The organism is Dielma fastidiosa (genome assembly GCF_000313565.1).
GTDB classification, from domain to species: domain Bacteria; phylum Bacillota_I; class Bacilli_A; order Erysipelotrichales; family Erysipelotrichaceae; genus Dielma; species Dielma fastidiosa.
Map to the genome: position 1 here is coordinate 256,142 of NZ_HE578926.1, position 18,198 is coordinate 274,339.

At 38.0% G+C, this 18,198-nt stretch carries 18 protein-coding genes; 1 reads left to right on the top strand and 17 read right to left on the bottom strand.

Annotated elements, in window-relative coordinates; genetic code table 11:
• The 16 genes from DAHG_RS19255 to DAHG_RS09160 form a co-directional block, all read right to left on the bottom strand.
• Positions 1–438: family 1 glycosylhydrolase (locus DAHG_RS19255; protein ID WP_034456898.1), on the bottom strand; the 438-nt coding region annotated here is incomplete at its 3' end.
• Between the two features lie 234 nt (positions 439–672).
• A complete protein-coding gene (locus DAHG_RS09090) occupies positions 673–885 on the bottom strand; it encodes a helix-turn-helix transcriptional regulator (RefSeq protein ID WP_022938033.1) in 213 nt (70 codons plus the stop codon).
• Entirely contained in the window at positions 878–1,243 is a 366-nt protein-coding gene (locus DAHG_RS09095; RefSeq protein ID WP_022938034.1) for a DUF3796 domain-containing protein, read from the bottom strand. The genes DAHG_RS09090 and DAHG_RS09095 overlap by 8 nt, the downstream gene beginning before the upstream one ends.
• Positions 1,244–1,369: 126 nt before the next feature.
• Positions 1,370–2,119 carry a nucleotidyltransferase domain-containing protein gene (locus tag DAHG_RS09100; RefSeq protein ID WP_022938035.1) on the bottom strand — a complete coding sequence of 250 codons (750 nt, stop codon included), beginning with the start codon at positions 2,117–2,119 and terminating at the stop codon, positions 1,370–1,372.
• A 1-nt stretch (position 2,120) separates the two neighbouring features.
• A complete protein-coding gene (locus tag DAHG_RS09105) occupies positions 2,121–3,323 on the bottom strand; it encodes an RtcB family protein (RefSeq protein ID WP_022938036.1) in 1,203 nt (400 codons plus the stop codon).
• A gap of 2 nt (positions 3,324–3,325) precedes the next feature.
• Positions 3,326–4,423: a slipin family protein gene (locus tag DAHG_RS09110; protein WP_022938037.1), complete on the bottom strand. Its 1,098-nt coding sequence runs from the start codon at positions 4,421–4,423 to the stop codon at positions 3,326–3,328.
• Between the two features lie 441 nt (positions 4,424–4,864).
• The gene (locus DAHG_RS09115; RefSeq protein WP_051151196.1) at positions 4,865–5,806 is read right to left on the bottom strand and encodes a WYL domain-containing protein; all 942 of its coding nucleotides are present in this window, start codon (positions 5,804–5,806) and stop codon (positions 4,865–4,867) included.
• The gene (locus tag DAHG_RS09120; RefSeq protein WP_022938039.1) at positions 5,778–7,022 is read right to left on the bottom strand and encodes a WYL domain-containing protein; all 1,245 of its coding nucleotides are present in this window, start codon (positions 7,020–7,022) and stop codon (positions 5,778–5,780) included. Before DAHG_RS09120 ends, DAHG_RS09115 begins: the two co-directional genes overlap by 29 nt.
• Positions 7,023–7,104: 82 nt before the next feature.
• The gene (locus DAHG_RS09125; protein WP_022938040.1) at positions 7,105–7,710 is read right to left on the bottom strand and encodes a bifunctional 4-hydroxy-2-oxoglutarate aldolase/2-dehydro-3-deoxy-phosphogluconate aldolase; all 606 of its coding nucleotides are present in this window, start codon (positions 7,708–7,710) and stop codon (positions 7,105–7,107) included.
• Between the two features lie 14 nt (positions 7,711–7,724).
• The gene (dat, locus tag DAHG_RS09130; RefSeq protein WP_022938041.1) at positions 7,725–8,585 is read right to left on the bottom strand and encodes a D-amino-acid transaminase; all 861 of its coding nucleotides are present in this window, start codon (positions 8,583–8,585) and stop codon (positions 7,725–7,727) included.
• Positions 8,586–8,613: 28 nt separating this feature from the next.
• Entirely contained in the window at positions 8,614–9,441 is an 828-nt protein-coding gene (locus tag DAHG_RS09135; RefSeq protein ID WP_022938042.1) for a PTS system mannose/fructose/sorbose family transporter subunit IID, read from the bottom strand.
• Positions 9,441–10,196 (bottom strand): PTS mannose/fructose/sorbose/N-acetylgalactosamine transporter subunit IIC, encoded by a 756-nt coding sequence (locus tag DAHG_RS09140; RefSeq protein ID WP_022938043.1) that lies wholly within the window; start codon positions 10,194–10,196, stop codon positions 9,441–9,443. The genes DAHG_RS09135 and DAHG_RS09140 overlap by 1 nt, the downstream gene beginning before the upstream one ends.
• A 104-nt stretch (positions 10,197–10,300) precedes the next feature.
• Complete coding sequence (locus DAHG_RS09145; protein ID WP_022938044.1) at positions 10,301–10,792, bottom strand: PTS system mannose/fructose/N-acetylgalactosamine-transporter subunit IIB; 492 nt, start codon at positions 10,790–10,792, stop codon at positions 10,301–10,303.
• 53 nt (positions 10,793–10,845) lie between these two features.
• Positions 10,846–11,277, bottom strand: a complete 432-nt coding sequence (locus DAHG_RS19260) for a PTS sugar transporter subunit IIA (protein WP_022938045.1) — start codon at positions 11,275–11,277, stop codon at positions 10,846–10,848.
• 27 nt (positions 11,278–11,304) lie between these two features.
• Positions 11,305–11,727 (bottom strand): threonine/serine exporter family protein, encoded by a 423-nt coding sequence (locus DAHG_RS09155; protein WP_022938046.1) that lies wholly within the window; start codon positions 11,725–11,727, stop codon positions 11,305–11,307.
• Positions 11,718–12,524 carry a threonine/serine exporter family protein gene (locus tag DAHG_RS09160; RefSeq protein WP_022938047.1) on the bottom strand — a complete coding sequence of 269 codons (807 nt, stop codon included), beginning with the start codon at positions 12,522–12,524 and terminating at the stop codon, positions 11,718–11,720. The genes DAHG_RS09155 and DAHG_RS09160 overlap by 10 nt, the downstream gene beginning before the upstream one ends.
• Positions 12,525–12,689: 165 nt before the next feature.
• Here DAHG_RS09160 and DAHG_RS09165 point away from each other — a divergent pair, with 165 nt between their 5' ends.
• A complete protein-coding gene (locus tag DAHG_RS09165) occupies positions 12,690–14,597 on the top strand; it encodes a BglG family transcription antiterminator (RefSeq protein ID WP_022938048.1) in 1,908 nt (635 codons plus the stop codon).
• Between the two features lie 280 nt (positions 14,598–14,877).
• Here DAHG_RS09165 and DAHG_RS09170 read toward each other — a convergent pair whose 3' ends face one another.
• Complete coding sequence (locus DAHG_RS09170; RefSeq protein WP_022938049.1) at positions 14,878–18,174, bottom strand: InlB B-repeat-containing protein; 3,297 nt, start codon at positions 18,172–18,174, stop codon at positions 14,878–14,880.
• Between the last annotated feature and the right edge of the window lie 24 nt (positions 18,175–18,198).

Here is an 18,198-nt window from a genome sequence, read left to right on the forward strand (position 1 = left end):
TGGTTCGATGTTATACTTTTTACATTCTTCAAATACTGAGCGATAGAATTCAATCCCCTTATGATTAGGCTCTAATTCATCACCGTTAGGATAGAGACGAGACCATGAGATTGACATTCTGAACATTTTAAAGCCCATTTCCGCAAACAAAGCGATATCCTCTTTATAGCGGTGATAGAAATCGATGCCGTCATGATTTGGATAATAGCAATCATCAAGCACGGCATATTTAGCACCCTCAGGAAGCGCTTCACCCATACTTCTGATCTTTCCCGGTTTGCCGTCAGCACCGATATAAGTGATCATTCTTGGTTCCTTGACTGAACCGCCGGTAGTGACATCCGTCAAAGCCATGCCGCGGCCATCTGCGTTCCATGCACCCTCACACTGATTGGCAGCGGTTGCGCCGCCCCAGTAAAAATCTTTTGGAAAACTCATAAACAATACCTCCTTGCCTTTATTATTCCATTTCTGCGAATACTTTTCCGCAACGCTTTTTTCTTTTGAGTAGAGAAAAAGCGTAAGAGAATCATTAGTAATGGCGATAATGGCCGCAAAATAAGGGATATTTTGATTTTAGGGCAACAGGGATTTGTACATAATTGCGAAAAAAAACATCGATTATGCTCAACAGGGATACATAACCGATGGTTTTCTTTAACAAATTTGTAATTAGCTGCTTATGCAATCGTCGATAACAGTGAAAATCTCCTCAATAGTGACACCAAATACTTTTGCTATATTCCAAGCTAGAACCAAAGAAGGATTGTATCTCCCTTTTTCAAGATTGCCAATTGTCTCTCGGCGCACACCTACCAATTGTGCTAAATCCTCTTGCTTCATGTCGTTCTTTGCTCGAAATTCTTTAATTCTATTCTCAATCATTACTTAATTCCCACTTTTCTTTAAAGCCATAAAATGCCGTAGATAAAGCATAGACGATAACTGAAACAGCCCAGCCAGATGCAAAGCCTATTGAAAGAGCATCATGCCCAGCACGATTCTGGAATAGAAAATAGATTGTTGTAATGATTGCTGTCATAATCATTCCACAATAAAATGCTCTTGAAGCTGATTTATTCATATACTCTTCCAACATTTCATCAGATTTTATAAAAAAATATTCTAAATTAACTGCAAATGCAAAGAAGCCTAAAAATCCTTTTTCTTCTGTAAATATGCCAATAAAGCCTAATAACGAAAGTAAGCTCATTGCTCCATATAGATATTTGTGACTTTTCATGATACTCCTCCTATGTGATATATTTCTATCTTTATGTTATAAATATATCACATAGAATAAAGTTGGTCAACTGCAATCAGTATAAATTGTACTGATAAAACAAACTGTTTTTCGTAAACAGAAAATTTATGATTGAAGAATACGCATAAAGCAATCATTAAATGGCTCCCATGATTGTACATCCTGTTTAACCAATGCTTCAGCCTTTTGGTTTAAAGCAATCAGCTGACTTTCAATGAATAGATCCAGCGCTTCAATTCGATTTATTGTATCTTTTTCACATGCTTGCTGCTTTGCTGCCATTAAATCGAGAAGTATCTGACTCAATGGATCGTTCAGTTCAGCTGTCATCAAATCGGTAAAGCGCACGGGCGGCGGACAGGCTTTTTCAAGTATCCACTGACACGCGAGAAGTCCTCGCATTACATAGAGATATTTTTTAGGCTGAATCTGACTGCCGCTGCACTGGGCATATACATTTTCAGCAATCTTCAAATAATGAAACGCAGCACGGCGGACATTAAAATTTTGTGAACAATGAAGCAATTGTTCTGCCGCGTCTGAGGTTTGGTAAATAATCGGCGAATGCAGCCACTCTAAAAGCGTAGGATTGCCATCATGCAGCAGCTTCAGCGCCTTTTTCAGATCCCAGCCGTTGATATCCCAAACCGCGTCTACCGGCAGTTCAATCACATCCCGCTGTTTCTCTAATTTCAAATAATCAGACAACTCTCTCGCATAGATAAAACGCACATCAAAATCACTGTCCGCAGAGGCAAAGCCCCAAGCTCGGCTGCCTGATTCAGCCGCAAAGAGAATACGCACATGATGATCCAAAGCAATCTGATTTAATTTTTCCTGCACTTGATTACGCATTTTATTCACCTGCCTTAAAATTGTAGATTGGTTTTATAATTCTTATAAGCTCCACAGTGGGTTCTATATTCTTTATAATTTCATTCATATCTTTGTAAGCCATCGGGCATTCATCCAATGTCTCCGGTTGAATTGAGGTTGTATAGATACCTTCCATTGATGCCTTAAAAGCTTCCAGAGTAAACTGCTTACGGGCAGACATTCGGCTGAATAATCGGCCGGCGCCATGCGGTGCTGATTCATTCCAGTCAGGATTTCCCTTGCCCATGCAGATCAATGAACCATCACGCATATTAATTGGAATCAAAAGGATTTCTCCCTTTTTGGCTGACACTGCTCCTTTTCTAAGAATCATCGTTTCAGTATCAATATAGTTATGAATGGTTGTAAATTGATCAGCAGCATGCAGATTCATCGCCGTCATAATTTCATCAGCGATTGCCTGACGGTTCAGCATCGCAAATTGCTGAATAATCACCAGGTCATGAAGATAGTCTTCAAACAAATCCTCCTCGACATAAGCCAGCGAAGCCGGAATATCTGAACGCTGGATATTTTTCATGCGTTCAATCTCTTTTTGTATTTCCTGTTCACGGCCGCTTTTACGATATTCCACAATCATATCAGCAATTGTTTTAGGATCAAAATGATTCATTCGCTGCCAGCCAAGCCGCTGATAATGATGCGCTGCCTCATTGCCTAAATGCCGGCTGCCTGAGTGGATCACCAGATACAGCTGTCCCTCATCATCTTTGTCAATTTCGATGAAATGATTGCCGCCGCCTAATGTACCGATACTTTTCACCGCTCGATCAAGCTTGACAAAAGGCGCGCATTTCAGCTCATGGAGATTGATTTTTTCACTGTAAGCATGCGGCTGGGTACGGATATGAAACCCTGATGGAATGTGTGTATGAATGATCTGATCTAATTTTTCAAGATCTAATTCAGTTTCTGCCAGACGCACAACTTCCATCCCGCAGCCGATATCTACGCCTACTAAATTCGGCACCACTTTATCTTTAATTTCCATCGTAGTACCAATCGTACAGCCCGCACCGGCATGTACATCAGGCATGATGCGGATTTTAAGACCCGCTGTATAAGGCATATCACATAAAGTCTGAATCTGTTCAATCGCTGATTCTTCGATGGTATCGGTAAATACCTTTGCATGATTGTATTTCCCCTTAATTTCTAACATAGTTAATCTCCTTTCATCAGATTGCGAAGATTAGCAAGCAGATCATTGCCGCCATTGACGGTAATCGTGCCGACATTTTCACAGATCTTCTCTAAATATTCGAGTTCTTTTAATTTATATAATGTCTTATTCTCATCCATGAGCTTCGCGGTATTCAACAGGCTTCTTGTGGAAGCGACTTCTTCGCGGCGAGTGATGACATTAGCCTGTGCCCGCTTTTCCGCAATTAACACAGTATTCATGATATTGCGGATTTCACCCGGCAGAATAATATCCTTTAAACCGGCATCCTTGATGCTGATATAGAATTCATCTTCTCTAGCCTTGACTGCCTGATAAACATATTCTGACATTTGTTCTTTATTCTCTAAGATTTCATCAAGGCGGTACTTGCCGACAAATTCACGCAGCACTTGCTGGAAGACAACATAGATCTGATTTTGAAAGTCGGCAATCTCTGTACAAAGACGCACAGCATCCTTCACCACATATCGGCAGACGAAGTTGATGCGCAGTGTAACCTTATCCAGCGTCAGCATTTCCTGACCGCAGATATCCATCTGCAGAAGCCGTGTATCAACATGCTGAACGGTAATTTCCGATTCATTATTCCAGAAATAGTAAGTACCGCCATTTAATACGCGATTCAATTTCTTATCAATATAAAGCAGTGCCTTTTCATGAGCCGCTACATCAATTTTCGTATAAAGCTGCTTTGAGATTTTAGCGAATAAATACTTTGGAAAATCCTCTGCCACTTCTGCATTAGACGTATCTACGGTTACAAATGTATGTTTATCATAGACATTCCAGAACGCGCGGCGGCCTCTTGTCAGACAGCCTGCAAAGCAGTCATTTACAAAGTGCAGTACAAAAGTTTGATCCTTAATCTCAACAAGATCAAGCTGAGCCGCTAACTCAGGGTTGCTGAGGAAGATGTTTAAATCATAATCTTCAATTTGGAATTCATCATTCAGCGACACAATTTTGATTTCTTTAGCTTTACCAAAATAACGGACACAGCCCGGCATCAGCATCTTCACAAATAAACCTTTTTTAAATAATAAGCCTCTTTCATTTTCATTTATAATCTGTTTCATCACAGTTCCTCCTTTAATTAGACTCGTCTGCATAATCTGAATGCGGCAGCTTTCTTAAGATGATGGAAGCAATAAGCGGGAGCTGAGCTATGGCTTAATGATCTCATCATCGGTATCCGAAAACCGGCAAGGCAGACAGATTATTTACAGCCCGCAAATGGCGGCTGTGTGCAGCTTCGTCTCTACAATGGGCCTTGCGGCTAAGTTTTCCTTACCAAGACGGATGGTTAAATCCGAACAGGAATCGAACCTGTATCCAAGAATCACCAGCATACCTTTCGGGAGACCTCAGGCACTGCGGGAAATAAAACGCCCAGCGTATCGATGACCTTGTACCCATAGTTTACGGGATACTGTCTGGATAATCATGGAAAAAAAGCTGCGAACTTATAGAATGCAGAAAAAAACGTCATCGAATTTCTCAATGACGCGGATATTCATTTAATCATGATTTTCAATAAGTTCATAATCCTTAATCAGTTTAGCCTGCCTTAGCAAACGCTCATTTATTTGTTTAACAAATGATGCTGGTTCTAAAACACGCAGCATCGGCCCAAAAGAAAGAATCCGAATCAGCACCTCTGTTTCATCGCTTTTATTATACGAACATTTCATATGATACACCGTATCTGAAATCTGCCGTGTTTCTTTTTCATAATTGGCAAAATGCAGCATTGCCCGTTCCAGCGCGTTTCTGACATCAATGATTTCAACAGTCACAGATGCTTTCTTCATTTTTGGCAGTGATGGTATGCAGTTATCAGAAAGCTCACTGCATTCAACTATACGGGCAAGATTTAAGATGATTGAACGTCCTTCCCAGTATGCAATCAGTCTGAATTTATCGTCTTTTAGTGAGTATTCCAGTTTAGATGGATGAACATTGATATGACGGCGTTTCGCTTTTCCCTGATAAATGACTGACAGCATTTTCTGATGCTTTAACGCATGATGAATTTCTTGAAAATGGCTGCGGTATTCCTCGGATTCATAAGGGTCGCCATCCTTGATCTGATCAAAATAATAAATATCATCAGCCGTATATAAGGGTTCAATATCCTCAGGCAATTCAATGATATTGCCAAATAAGGATAAGCGGGGATCAAGGGTTATGGTTTTAAGAAAACGCAGCTGCAGCAATGAAAACGGCTGGCTCGGTATGTTGTGCAGCGGTGTTTGATACTGCCGGTTCATCAGCAGCCATTCCTCATTTCTGATAGCATCTAAAATTACCGTAAAGCTTTCCCTAAAAGCACAGTGATTAATAATCTCCATGGCTTTCGCAGTATCCAAGGATTCATCAAGAGCCGCGGTAAGCAGCTCTGCCATCGCTTTGAAATATGCGTTATATATCTCACTGAACAGCACTTGTATCAACTCCATTCATATTCAGCATCAAATTAAAATCCTTATAAAAAGTAGCTGTCACTAATGGATTATCGCATTCAAGCTTTACAATCCGGCCGATAAAGGTTCTGATCCACGGCAGCATTTCCATGGCATCATAAAGATCAATACTGAATTTGTAAAGTGTATCGCTGACTGCCTCGAGCTTTCCCATGCGGCCTTCTCTTTCAACGCGATGAAGAATGTATTGTTCATATGGCTGTATTTCTAATATCATTTCAAGATGCTCAAGACGTCTGCCGTCTTTAAATGATACTCCCCATGTATGCTCCAACAGGTGATTCAGCTGTTTTAAGGCATGTTCAAATTGTACGCTGTACTCACATACCGCAATCGATTGGATATTATCAAGACGAATCGACATAAAGCGATGCTTTAATGTATTATAGGCACATACATATTGACGGCCGCCCTGTACGCTGATTAATATTTTTAAAGGAATCAATGAATGCTTAATATTTTGGGCACGGCCTGTATAACAGACTGCTTCAATTCTTTGATGATGATGAATCGCTTCTAATAAGGCATAACAGACTTCACTCTCTAATGCATGTACGATGTAGTGATGCTTAAAGCCTAAAGCGATGGATGGTTCATTAATTCTATCAAGAAGAGTAGAACCGATGACTCCTAAAGGTGAAACTTCAGAAAAATAGCGTACCGCGTCAACAGCTGGTGCTGGATTAATCATTGAATCTGTCCGCATATAGACCTTTTTCTTACCGATCATTTTTGATTGCAGCAGCCCTAACTGTTCATACTCTTGCAGCTTCTTGCGAATGGTTGACACATCAAGCAGCACAGGCTTTTCAAAAAAGGACATATATTGATCGGCAATGGCACTTTCAAGCTCTGACGCACTCATAGCCGTATCATTTTGAAGCAAATCAAGAAGATAGAAATGCAGCATAATATCATTGCGGGTGAATGATTTTGCCTTGAACACGCGGTAAAATGGATTCTCATAAATCTCACTGCTGTCAACAGATAAAAATACCTTTTTACCGTTCTTTTCCTGACGGAAAGCCATCGTATCGCCGAGATAGCTTTCTATCCTGCGCCGTTCATTATCATAGCTGCGCAGGCTTTTTCCTTTGAAATCTTCACGGCCTTTAAACCCATAAACATAAAAGTCACGCATATATTCACGCAGCGGTTCAAAATGTTTAATCAGTTCAGAATATTCACTCATCCTATCAGCTCCCTTTAATTCCTATTATAAAGCATAAAGAAAAAGCAGGATATGTCAATCAAACAATTCCTGCTTAATATTGTTATAAACCTTTAATAAATGAGCTTAAGCCTTGCCAATCCTTTGCTTTCAGCAGCTCCTTGGGAAGTATAAAGCTGCCGCCAACCGCTTTGACATAATTCAAGGCAAGATACTCTTTATAATTTTCAAGCGTAACACCGCCGGTCGGTACAAAAGTCGATTCAAAGAAAGGGCCATGCAGTGCCTTTAATGCTGAAATACCACCATATACATCTGCTGGAAAGAACTTCAGGCATGTTAAACCTAACTGATTAGCCTGCATGATTTCAGAGGGTGTCACAGCACCGGCTACAATAGGTACATTCTGCTCTTTGGCATATTCCACGACTTCTGCGGATAGACCAGGGGTAACAAGGAACGCCGCGCCGCTTTCAATCGCCTGCTGTGCCTGTGCTGTTGTTTTTACTGTGCCGGCGCCAACCAGCAAACCATCAATTGACGATAAAGCCTTGATCCCTTCAGCCGCATAATCAGAACGAAAAGCAACTTCAATAATTGGCAGATTACCTTCAACGAGGCATTTGCCTACCGCTAAGCATTCTTCTAAATCTTTGACTGTATACAACGGCAGCAATCGGCGTTGATCCAGTACCTCATTAAAGTTCATATGACTGCCTCCTGCTACATTACTTTGCCGCACTGCTCAATAATTAAATTCTTATATTCATCATCAAGCAGCTTAGTAACTGGCCCGCGCTGACCATTACCGATAACCTTATCATTGATTTTTATAATTGGACAAACTTCTGTTTTTGAATCGGTAACAATTACCTCATCAGCATCCAGTAGTTCATTGATTGTAAATTTGCGTTCTTCATAAGGAATACATTTTTTACGGCAGATCTGCAGCACAAGCAATTTAGTAATACCCGGCAGAATCTCAGGTCCATCAGGTGTGGTGAAAACTTCACCATTTTTAACGATAAGAACATTACCCGCACGTTCTTCAGTGATATAACCGTCACGATACAGAATCGCTTTATCAGCACCGTGTTTTTTTGCTTCAGCAATTGCCATACAGTTAGGAAGCAGATTCAAGGACTTCGCATTGCAAAGAAGCCAGCGTTTATCAGGATACAAGATTGCTGACACACCATTTTCAATCTTATCCGTGCCGCGGTAATAATGAGACACACAGCCGGATACAACCGATTGCTGATCTTTAAAATCAGGATAATTATGGTTTCTTGGTTTACCATCACCGCGAGTAAACTGCATGTATACATTGCCGCTGTCTAAATCATTTGCTTCTACCAAGTCATAGAAGAATTGACGGATTTCATCACGAGTATAATTCAAATTCATATCCAGCAGACGGGCAGAATTTTCAAAACGATCCAGATGCTCTTCCAAAGCGAACAGCTTTCCGTTATACACTCTCACGAACTCATAAATACCGTCGCCGAATTGATAACCGCGGTCATTGAAATCAATATTCATCTCTTGCTGTTCAACAAGCTTACCTTTCCATAAAAACTTCATTATACTTCCTCCTTCCTGCATCAGCAGTTTATAAAATACCTAATAATGATCCTATAACTGAAACAATTAAGATAACCAATAAAATGCGGTTAAAATTTTGTCCCTTCTTAGCCATATAAATATAAATTGCGAAAACTGCGGCTAATGGCAGAATACCGGGAACTACACTGTCTAAAAATGCCTGTAAAGCAAACTCAGATCCACTGGCAGACAGACTTAACGGCGTTGAAATAGAAACATTCCCCGCTGTCAAAGCCCCCATCATCATTAAACCAACTACATTGGCAAAGAAAATTACCGCTTGCATTGACCCGTTCTTCAAAATTTTCAATACGGATTCACGGCCCAGCTGATATCCTTTCTGCGTCATATATTTCATCAGATAATATGTACTGATAGGATAAATCAGCAGCGGCAGGATACCGCCAATCGGATTGCCATTTTTCGCAAAGGGCAGGAATAAAGCAATTAGAATCGGCATGTATGCAGCCCAAATCAACGTATCACCGACAGCCGCTACCGGCCCCATCAAACCTGTTTTAATACTTGTGATGGCATCGTCAGTAATACTGCCGCCATTTGCCTTTTCTTCTTCCATACCTAATGTGATACCTAATATTATACCACCAGGAATAGAATCTGTGTTATAGAAAACCAGATGCCGCTTTAATGCCTGAACATACTCTTCCTTTTCAGGATAAAGCTTCTTTAAAGCAGGAATCATGGAAGCACAAAATACTAATGCCTGAAGACGTTCATAAGAATTGGACATCTCAGCACCGATATATAATCGATTCATACACCGATTAACATCTTTTTTAGTTAATCTTACTTCATTCATTTTAGACTCTTCCATTATGATATTTCCTCCTTCCTGAATAAGAATAAATATAAGAGTGATGCCGTAGCTACTGCAAAGATAGCGACTGCCATAACATCAAGACTGAAATATTTAACCATAAAGAAACCGATAATAAAGAATGGAATTAGCTGCTTCTTACCAATAACAGTTAACGTAATTGCAAAGCCTAAAGCCGGTAAGATACCGCCCATAACCTCAAAAGAATGCAGCAGCCAATCAGGAATCATAGTCAATACCTGTTTAGCAAATTCTACACCATAGAAATCAATAACAAATACGATTGGAAAACGGATGATGAAGCCAACAATCGTAGGTAAAATATAAGCACATGTAAAAATACCGCGTGAATTTCCTTCTTCCGCATATTGATCTGCTTTATGTACCCACAAGGTATTCGTTGTACGGCGAATCTGATCAACAAATACACCAATAACCCCAAAAGGAACTGCGAGTGTAATCGCTACTTCTGGACTCATACCGGAAAGTACACCGATCGGAATAGCAATACAGCCAGCTAAAGCCGGATCATTAGGCACATTACCGCCCGGTGTTGATGTCACACCAAGATAAACAAGCTGTAAAGCCGCGCCGATCTGCATAGCCTCAACCATTTTTCCTGAAAGCACCCCTACAAAGATACCAATTACTACTGGCTGAAGCAGCATGCTTGAAAAAGTATAACCAAAACGCAATCTGCAAATCCAATAATACAACCCCATACATATGGCAATAATTAAAGTATTTCCCATTTGATTTACGAAACTATTTAAGTTTCTGATCTCCTTTCTCTAAAAGCAATATTCATAAGCTAAGCTTTCGCATACGAATGCCTTAAGATCATCCCGTCGAATGATCAGCGTTTAAACCGATTTAATGCATCTTCAAATTTCAAAGGATTATCCTCTGGAATTGTCTGAAAAATAATATCCACACCCTGACTGCTTAATGCCTGTAAAGCATTTGCGTCAGCATCATCAAGGGTAATGTTTTGATAAACGACCTTACGGCTCGGACCGCCGCCTAAGCCGCCAATCTGAACCTTATTCACCAACACACCTTTAGCCGCTAACTCACTCAGCGTTTTAATATCCGGAAGCAGCAATAAGATTTTACCTGTCTCAAATTCATGATTCTGCCATTTTTCAACGGCAGCTTCAATGCCATAGCATTCAATCACGATGCCCGGAGGCGCTGACATTTTATAAATCTCCAATAAAAATAAATCCTTGGCAACAGCATCACTGATAATAACAATCTTATTCGCCTGTGATTGCTGAACCCACTTTGTCATGACCTGTCCGTGAATCAAACGGCTGTCAATACGGCACAATACAATATTGTTCATGTTACACCCTCCTTTTAAGTAACAAATAATAAATAGCTTCAATATAATGATTTTTATTTCCCTGTAATCTTCTCCATAACATCAAAAATTGATGATTGGCAGCTGGCAAGTACCTTCTTTATATCCAACTCACCGCCGAACGAAATTTGTGTACAAGCCTCAATCAGCAGCGGACAATTAAGACCGGTGATTACACTGATTGCACAATCTTCCCGTTCTTTCGCAATCACTGCCGCAACATTAGTCGGTGTACCGCCAAAAACATCGGTCATTAATGTTATATGCAGCAAAACATGTTTTTCCTGAGCTTTTTTTACCTCTGCCAGAATCGCCGCCTCTACTGCCTGCCTAAATTCCGCCAGCAGCATTTCAGGGGTTAACGCTACCGCAGATACAAAATCTGCTTTTCCGAGAATCATTTCCACACTGGACTTAAGCGCTTTTCCCCAGTCCCCATGTGTCAGTAAGATAATTTTTTCTTCCATAAAAGTACCTCATCCTTATCTTGTTTTTTATAATGCCGCTTTTTTAATTAATCGCAGCAGCGCTTCTACGCTCAATGCGCCTAAGCCAATCATACCAGCTACCGTAATGGTCAATCCTAAATGATAAACAGAAAGCGATGACTGACCTTTCATCAAATAAAACATACATTTATATATGTCAGCGCCCGGTACAAAAGGTATAAAACTTGGTATCAGTATCACGGTAATAGGTGTCTTATATTTTCTTGAAAGCAATTGGGTACCCATTGACATACAGATGCCTGCAATATATGTACTGAAAGCCAGCCCGCACATATTATTAAGCAATAAAAAGATAAACCACGCAAATGCTCCGTTGACAGACGCCGGTATGATTTTATCGAAAGGAACCTGCATTACCAATGAATAAGCTACGCTTGTCATAAAAGCTCCAAAGACTTCTAAAACCATAAACCATCGCCGCCGATTCCCATACCAAATCCAATACCTACCGCAATCGTACCCGCAATAACCAATGCCTCCAATAAACGGTTAGATCCTGATACAAAATCACCATTTAATAAATCACGCAGCGCATTAGTCAGTGCAATGCCAGGCACCATTGGCATAATTGATGAAATTAAGACAATGGAACCATCGAAAGACATTCTAAAATAAGTGAATAAGGCAGTTAAAGCAATTACCGATAACGATAGAACCAATGATGCCAATAAATCAAACATAAGCTCAGACAATCCTGCTGCATCATTTAATACCAAAAGCAATACATAAATGCATCCATTCAGAAATGATGCAATAAATTCATTAAAGCCGCCCTTAAAGACGAGAGAAAAACTGCACCCAAGCATCAAGAAGCCAAGCTTATACAGCCTTTTATTACGGCTTGTATTCGATGATATAAGCAATTCATCCATCGCATTGGCAGCCTGAGATAAAGTATATTTCCCATCAGTAAGATTCCGTGATATGCTGTTGATTGTATGAACATGATTGAGATTTGTCTGATGTTCATTAACACGCCGTATCACCGTGATAGTTTGCTGATCAGGGAAGCGGATCGTTGCGATTAAGCTTGTCGATTGAGCAATGATATCAGCTTGACACTTATAAGCAGAAAACATTCGCTTTAAACTGTCTTCGATACGGTATGCCTCAGCATTTGCCTTAATCAAAATTTCTCCGGCTGTTAAAATCACTTCAACCAACGCTTCATTTTCAGGCTGAATCGTATCTAAATATTGCTTCATAATTATCCATAATTTTCATGCCTTTCTTATCACGCTTTCACTATAACATTAATTTTTTATAACGTGTTTCTTCATATTTTCGCGAATCATTACGCAAATCAGAAGAAATTAATTATTTCAGCTTATGGTATTATATAAATAATAAAGGACTGTGGAGGTGAGCGCATGCTGACAAAAAGACAAATCGAAATTTTCATGGACTATTATGCTCATCATGATGAAATCATTAAATCAAAAATACTTGCCGATAAATATAATATCAGCATTCGGACAATTCAAAACGATATTCAAGTCATCCGCGATGAAGTTGAAAAAGCCGGTGCTGAACTAAAATCAATCAGCTCAAAAGGTCATGTTCTGCTAATAAAAAACCAAGCATTATGCGCCAGTTTTGCCGATCATCTCACGCTTGATTATAATAGTAATTATTTCTTTGATGTACAGGCATCACGGGTAGACTATCTGCTGTCTACACTGATTACATCCCATGATTTTATTAAAAGTCAGGACCTTGCAGACGCAATGTATATCAGCCGTTCACGGATATCTGTTGATTTGGCCCTGCTTAAGGAAGTCTTAAAAAAATATAATTTATCGCTGGTAAGCAAACCCTATTACGGTTTAAAAATTGAAGGCAGCGAAATCAATAAAAGACAATGCATCATTAAGGAAAATTTATGTTTCGCGCATAATTTTATTCAGAATGAAAAGGATGAGCCAATTATTAATGAGGTAAAAAACATCGTAACGCAGATTCTTGTAGATTCACATTATAAAATTTCTGATATAGCACTGCAGAATCTAATCATTCACATAGCTACCGCCATTGAACGTATGCGAAGCGGTAATTACCTTGAACAGCAGTCCATCAATTTAAAGGATGATGATGTTTTTCATCATGTACTTGAAATATCCAATAAAATCATACAAAGCTGCTGCAATAAATATTCACTCCCATATACTGAGAGTGAGGTCGTCTTATTAGCCTTAAATCTCCAAGGTAAAAGAGAATATGATCAGCAGGAATACATATCCGATGAAATCAACAAAAAAATCTACCATGGACTTCAGCAGATTAATGAGAATTACAATCTCGATTTAACCAACGATCTTAATTTAAGAATTTCTTTGGGACTTCATATTCTCCCATTATTATCACGTTTAAAAACAGGAATGCTGCTTAAAAACATTATGACTTATACCATCAAGCAGAAATTCCCCTTTGCGTTTGATATAGCGTCAACCTTTACCTATTCAATTCTGCCTGAATATAAAGAGCGCTTATCTGACGATGAAATATCATATTTAGCACTGCATTTTTCAGTAAGTTTGAATCAGACTACACCCGTAGCGAATCGAAAGGACATCCTGCTTATCTGTTCTCAGCAAAAAAGTGAAACGATATTAATTCAACAGAAAATCAAGCAATGGTTTAATAACATTAACGAGATAAAAACTGTTTCCGCTTCAATGGTTAAACCTGAAATATTTGATGATTACAATGCTATCCTTACTACGGAAAGCAAGATTGCAGAAGCTTATCCAAAAGCAATGCTGGTGAATTACTTTTTAACTGATACTGATTATCAAAAGATCGAAATGGCATTGAATGGCTTTACCAGTGTGAAGGATATTTTAGATAAATTTGATGAAGATTTATTTTATTATGGTAATGTAAAAGATAAGTATGAAATGATAGATATTTTATTTAAGAAAGCAAAAAAGAAATTCAAACTGTCGGATGAACTCTACGATTCTGTAATGCTTCATGAAAAAATCGCTTCTTCCTGCTTTGGCAATAAACTTGCAATTCCACATCCTGAGCGTTTAATCACGGACTGCACCTTTATTACCGTCGGCATTCCTAAAGAAGAAATAATCTGGGAAGGTGATACGAGTATTAATTTAGTAATGTTAGTTTCTATTGATAAAAACAATGTCAGAGCTTATCAGCTATGGTATTATTTATCGTTTTTGATATCCAATAAAGACATGCTGGATCGAATTACAAAGGTTCCTACTTATGAAAATTTGATTTCCATTATCAATGATGTGTATAAAAATTTGTTTTAATCTATTATTTCGTTACCATAAACAATACAATTGATAAACAGGTACCCATTGAGTATATGTCAATAGGGTACCTGTTTCTTAGTTTTGAACTCATAATGGATTACTTTATGTAAGTCATTTAAGCACTGAATATTCATGATGTTTAGCTTTTAATGCTTCAATAATACATTCAGTCTTATCGAAATTGATTCCATACTTCTAGTATTAACATTTAAAAAGCCAGCCTTTTAACAGACTGACTCTTTAGTGTGAAATTCACTATCACATAAATTTATGATTGTTATTTAACATAAGGACTCCAATAAATTCCATCTTCATTAATCCAACAGCCATCTATCCATTGATTTACCAGCATCCTACCTTGCTGATCTAAATAATACCAACGGCCATTAGAAGCAGCATACCATTGACTTCTTACTAAGCTGTAATTATCAAAAAGATACCACTCATTTTGATAAAGCGTCCAATATTTATTCTTAGCTGTATAATCATTATTGAAATAATAAATATTGCCCTCAATTTCTGTCCATGATTTAACTAATTTACCATCACTATCAGCTAAATATACTTTATAATTCGAATCATATTGCTTTAAGAACGTGCCTACCGGCAATATTTTTTCTACTTCCCCGTTTTGATTTAAAATTATCCATTCATATTTAGCAATAGTTTTATCAGCTTTTACGAAATATACGTCATCAGCCTTTACTGGTATAGTTAAAAACTCATCGACTGCCAGCTTATCAATTAACTTATCTTTTTCATCAAGTAAGACGAAGCCTTGGTCTGCTGGTTTACCTTTAATGTAGTAATAACTTTCATCTTTTCGTTCAACGATACCTGTATGTGAATTCGATGAACTTGAACCACTGCTAACTGAAATCCATTGTGCGGTCACTTTTACTGCATGGTCTGGCATAATGAAGGTAGTTGTACTTTCTTTGTCATTCTTAAAGTTAAGCTCTGCATCATTGCTTACCCATTTATCAAAGGTATATCCAGAGCGTTTACCGGCATCAATAGTAACCGTTTCACCTTGTCTGTATTTGTCAGCACCGTTATCTGCAGCATAGCTATTTTCAACTGTGACTGCATATCTTTCATTACCGGAAACTTTAAATGTATAAGTAACAAAGATCTCAGGATGATCGACTAATTCGACTTTCATAACGATTTCTTCCGCTGTTTCATCAGCTCCAATGGTTAGAGTAAAATACTGCGTACCAAAATAATTATCATTAGGCGTTACTTTCGTATTCTTGCTTTCATTTCCGGTGAGTGAAATTATATAAGCTTTTTGTGCTATACCCTGATCATCACCGAAAAAGCTCACATAACTTTTCGCATAGGTATCTTCCTTACAAACAGTATCATTTTCAATTGATGTATCAAGATTCAATTCCAGATATGGTTTCGATAAGACAATATCTATACTCTTACTATTACTACTCAGTTTAGCTTCATATCCCTTGTAATCAAAGGTAATCGCAAAATTATCCATGTCCAATTCTTTGTCGTAGTCCATTGATGTCTTTACTATTGACTTCCCTACCAAATCATTATTTTTATTACCGCTAACATGAACAGGAATCTTTACATCCCCTGTCAAGTCACTATTAACTTCCACAAACGCGCCTGATTCAAATGCTATCTTATCATAAATAATAACAGAAGCTCCAATTTCAAGATTTGTATTATTCATAAAATAAATACCATTACCACCGCTTTTAGACTGATTTTTGTTAAGTTTACCGCCAGTTAATACAAGTTTACCGGTGGTTATATAAATTCCACCACCATATTTAGCATTATTATTTGTAATATAACCACCTGTAATTGTACAAAGCTCATCACTAGAAATCAGGATACCGCCACCGTTGCCCTCAGCACTTGAATTACCAGTTATACTGCCCCCTGTCATAGTGAACTCTCCTTGTACATATATGCCTGCGCCACCAGATTTAGCTTTATTATTATAGATTGCGCCTCCTTCTGCTAGAATAACTTTACCAATGTATTCAGAATTTCCATTAATAGATGATACATTCGCATTGTTAACAACAACTGCACCACCATACCCTGTACCATTGATATTATTTTTCAGGTATGCGCCATTATTAATCAATAATTTACCGCCAATAACGTTTACTATAGGACTCTCTGATACAACAGCTGAATTTCCATCAATAATAATATGATCAAGTGTTAAGTTACCTTGATAATTAACATTAATCATTGCACCATTTATGAAACTGCTGTCTCTTTTAACTATTGCACCTTTATCTGACAAATACCAATTTTGATTATCATCAACAGTAATAGTGCCTGTCACATAAATAATCCCTTCATCTGCGACTAATTTTTTAGCTTGTTCAAAAGTCTTCACTGCCCTATCAGCAGTATCACCAAAGTTTGCATCATTTCCATTTTCACCGTCAACATAAACTGTGTTTAAAAATTCAGGTAATGTACTACAATTTATAATGTACGTATTTTTTGTTATGCCATCTTCAGCAATAATTTCTATTTCGTATTTTCCTTTACCCTCACTATCTAGAAATAAATAACCTTCATGATTAATGGTTGATAAAGAAGACCTATTTACTTCAAAATAAATTTTCTTATCTTGTATCGAAAATGGCAATGTTACATTATAATCATATTGTCCCTCAACTATCGGCACATTTATCCAACCATAACCAGTATTATCTGAATTATAATTATAACCAGCTTCAATGCTTTTAAAATTTATATCAAGCTTAAGCAAATCAGCTTCATGATTTAACTCAATTCCTTGAGCTATTATTTTTAAGTTTGTAAATCTAGTAGTCTGAATCAAATAATCTTGACCCATACGAGCAATTATATAATCTCTCCCAAGGGTTAATACACTACCATTAGATTCTACAATTATGTCAGATTCATCAGGTAATCTGTATCCTTGAGCAGGCATTATTTTCACAATAACTGCCGAATCTGTACTTAAGTCTTCATACTCAATATTTGTTAGATCAAATGACAGATTATTGATCCTCGCATTAGGAACCACTGATTTTCGTTTATTGTATATATTATATAATGGACAATCTGGGTTTGTATGAACACCCTCATTCTCAATCACCGGATCACATAAACATTGATCCGTTTGCGAATCATCAAGATCATTTTCCTGGTTGCTATCATCAGGTGTGCAATCAGTACATTTCAAATCATCCTCACAAATACCGTCTATGCATTCCGTTTCGGCTATTTTATTATCGGTATCCAGTATTTCCTCCTCGGCAAACACTGATGTTGGCATCAAATTCACCACTAAACATAAACTTAATGCCGCTGCGGATACGCGAACCATACTTTTAGTATGATTTAATGAGATATCAAAACTTAATTTCGGCAGCAGCAAAAAATTCTTCATAAATAACCATAAAGTATGAAGCCCTTTTCCAATCAAATCAACAAGTCCGCTAATGGCAGCATAACCATAAAAAACTATAAATAGTACAATAACAGAATAGGTTCTTAATCGTTTATGCTCTTTCCCAAATATTACAATTGCATTTAATAGTCTTTCAAACACGCTTATACCCCCTAACTGTATATC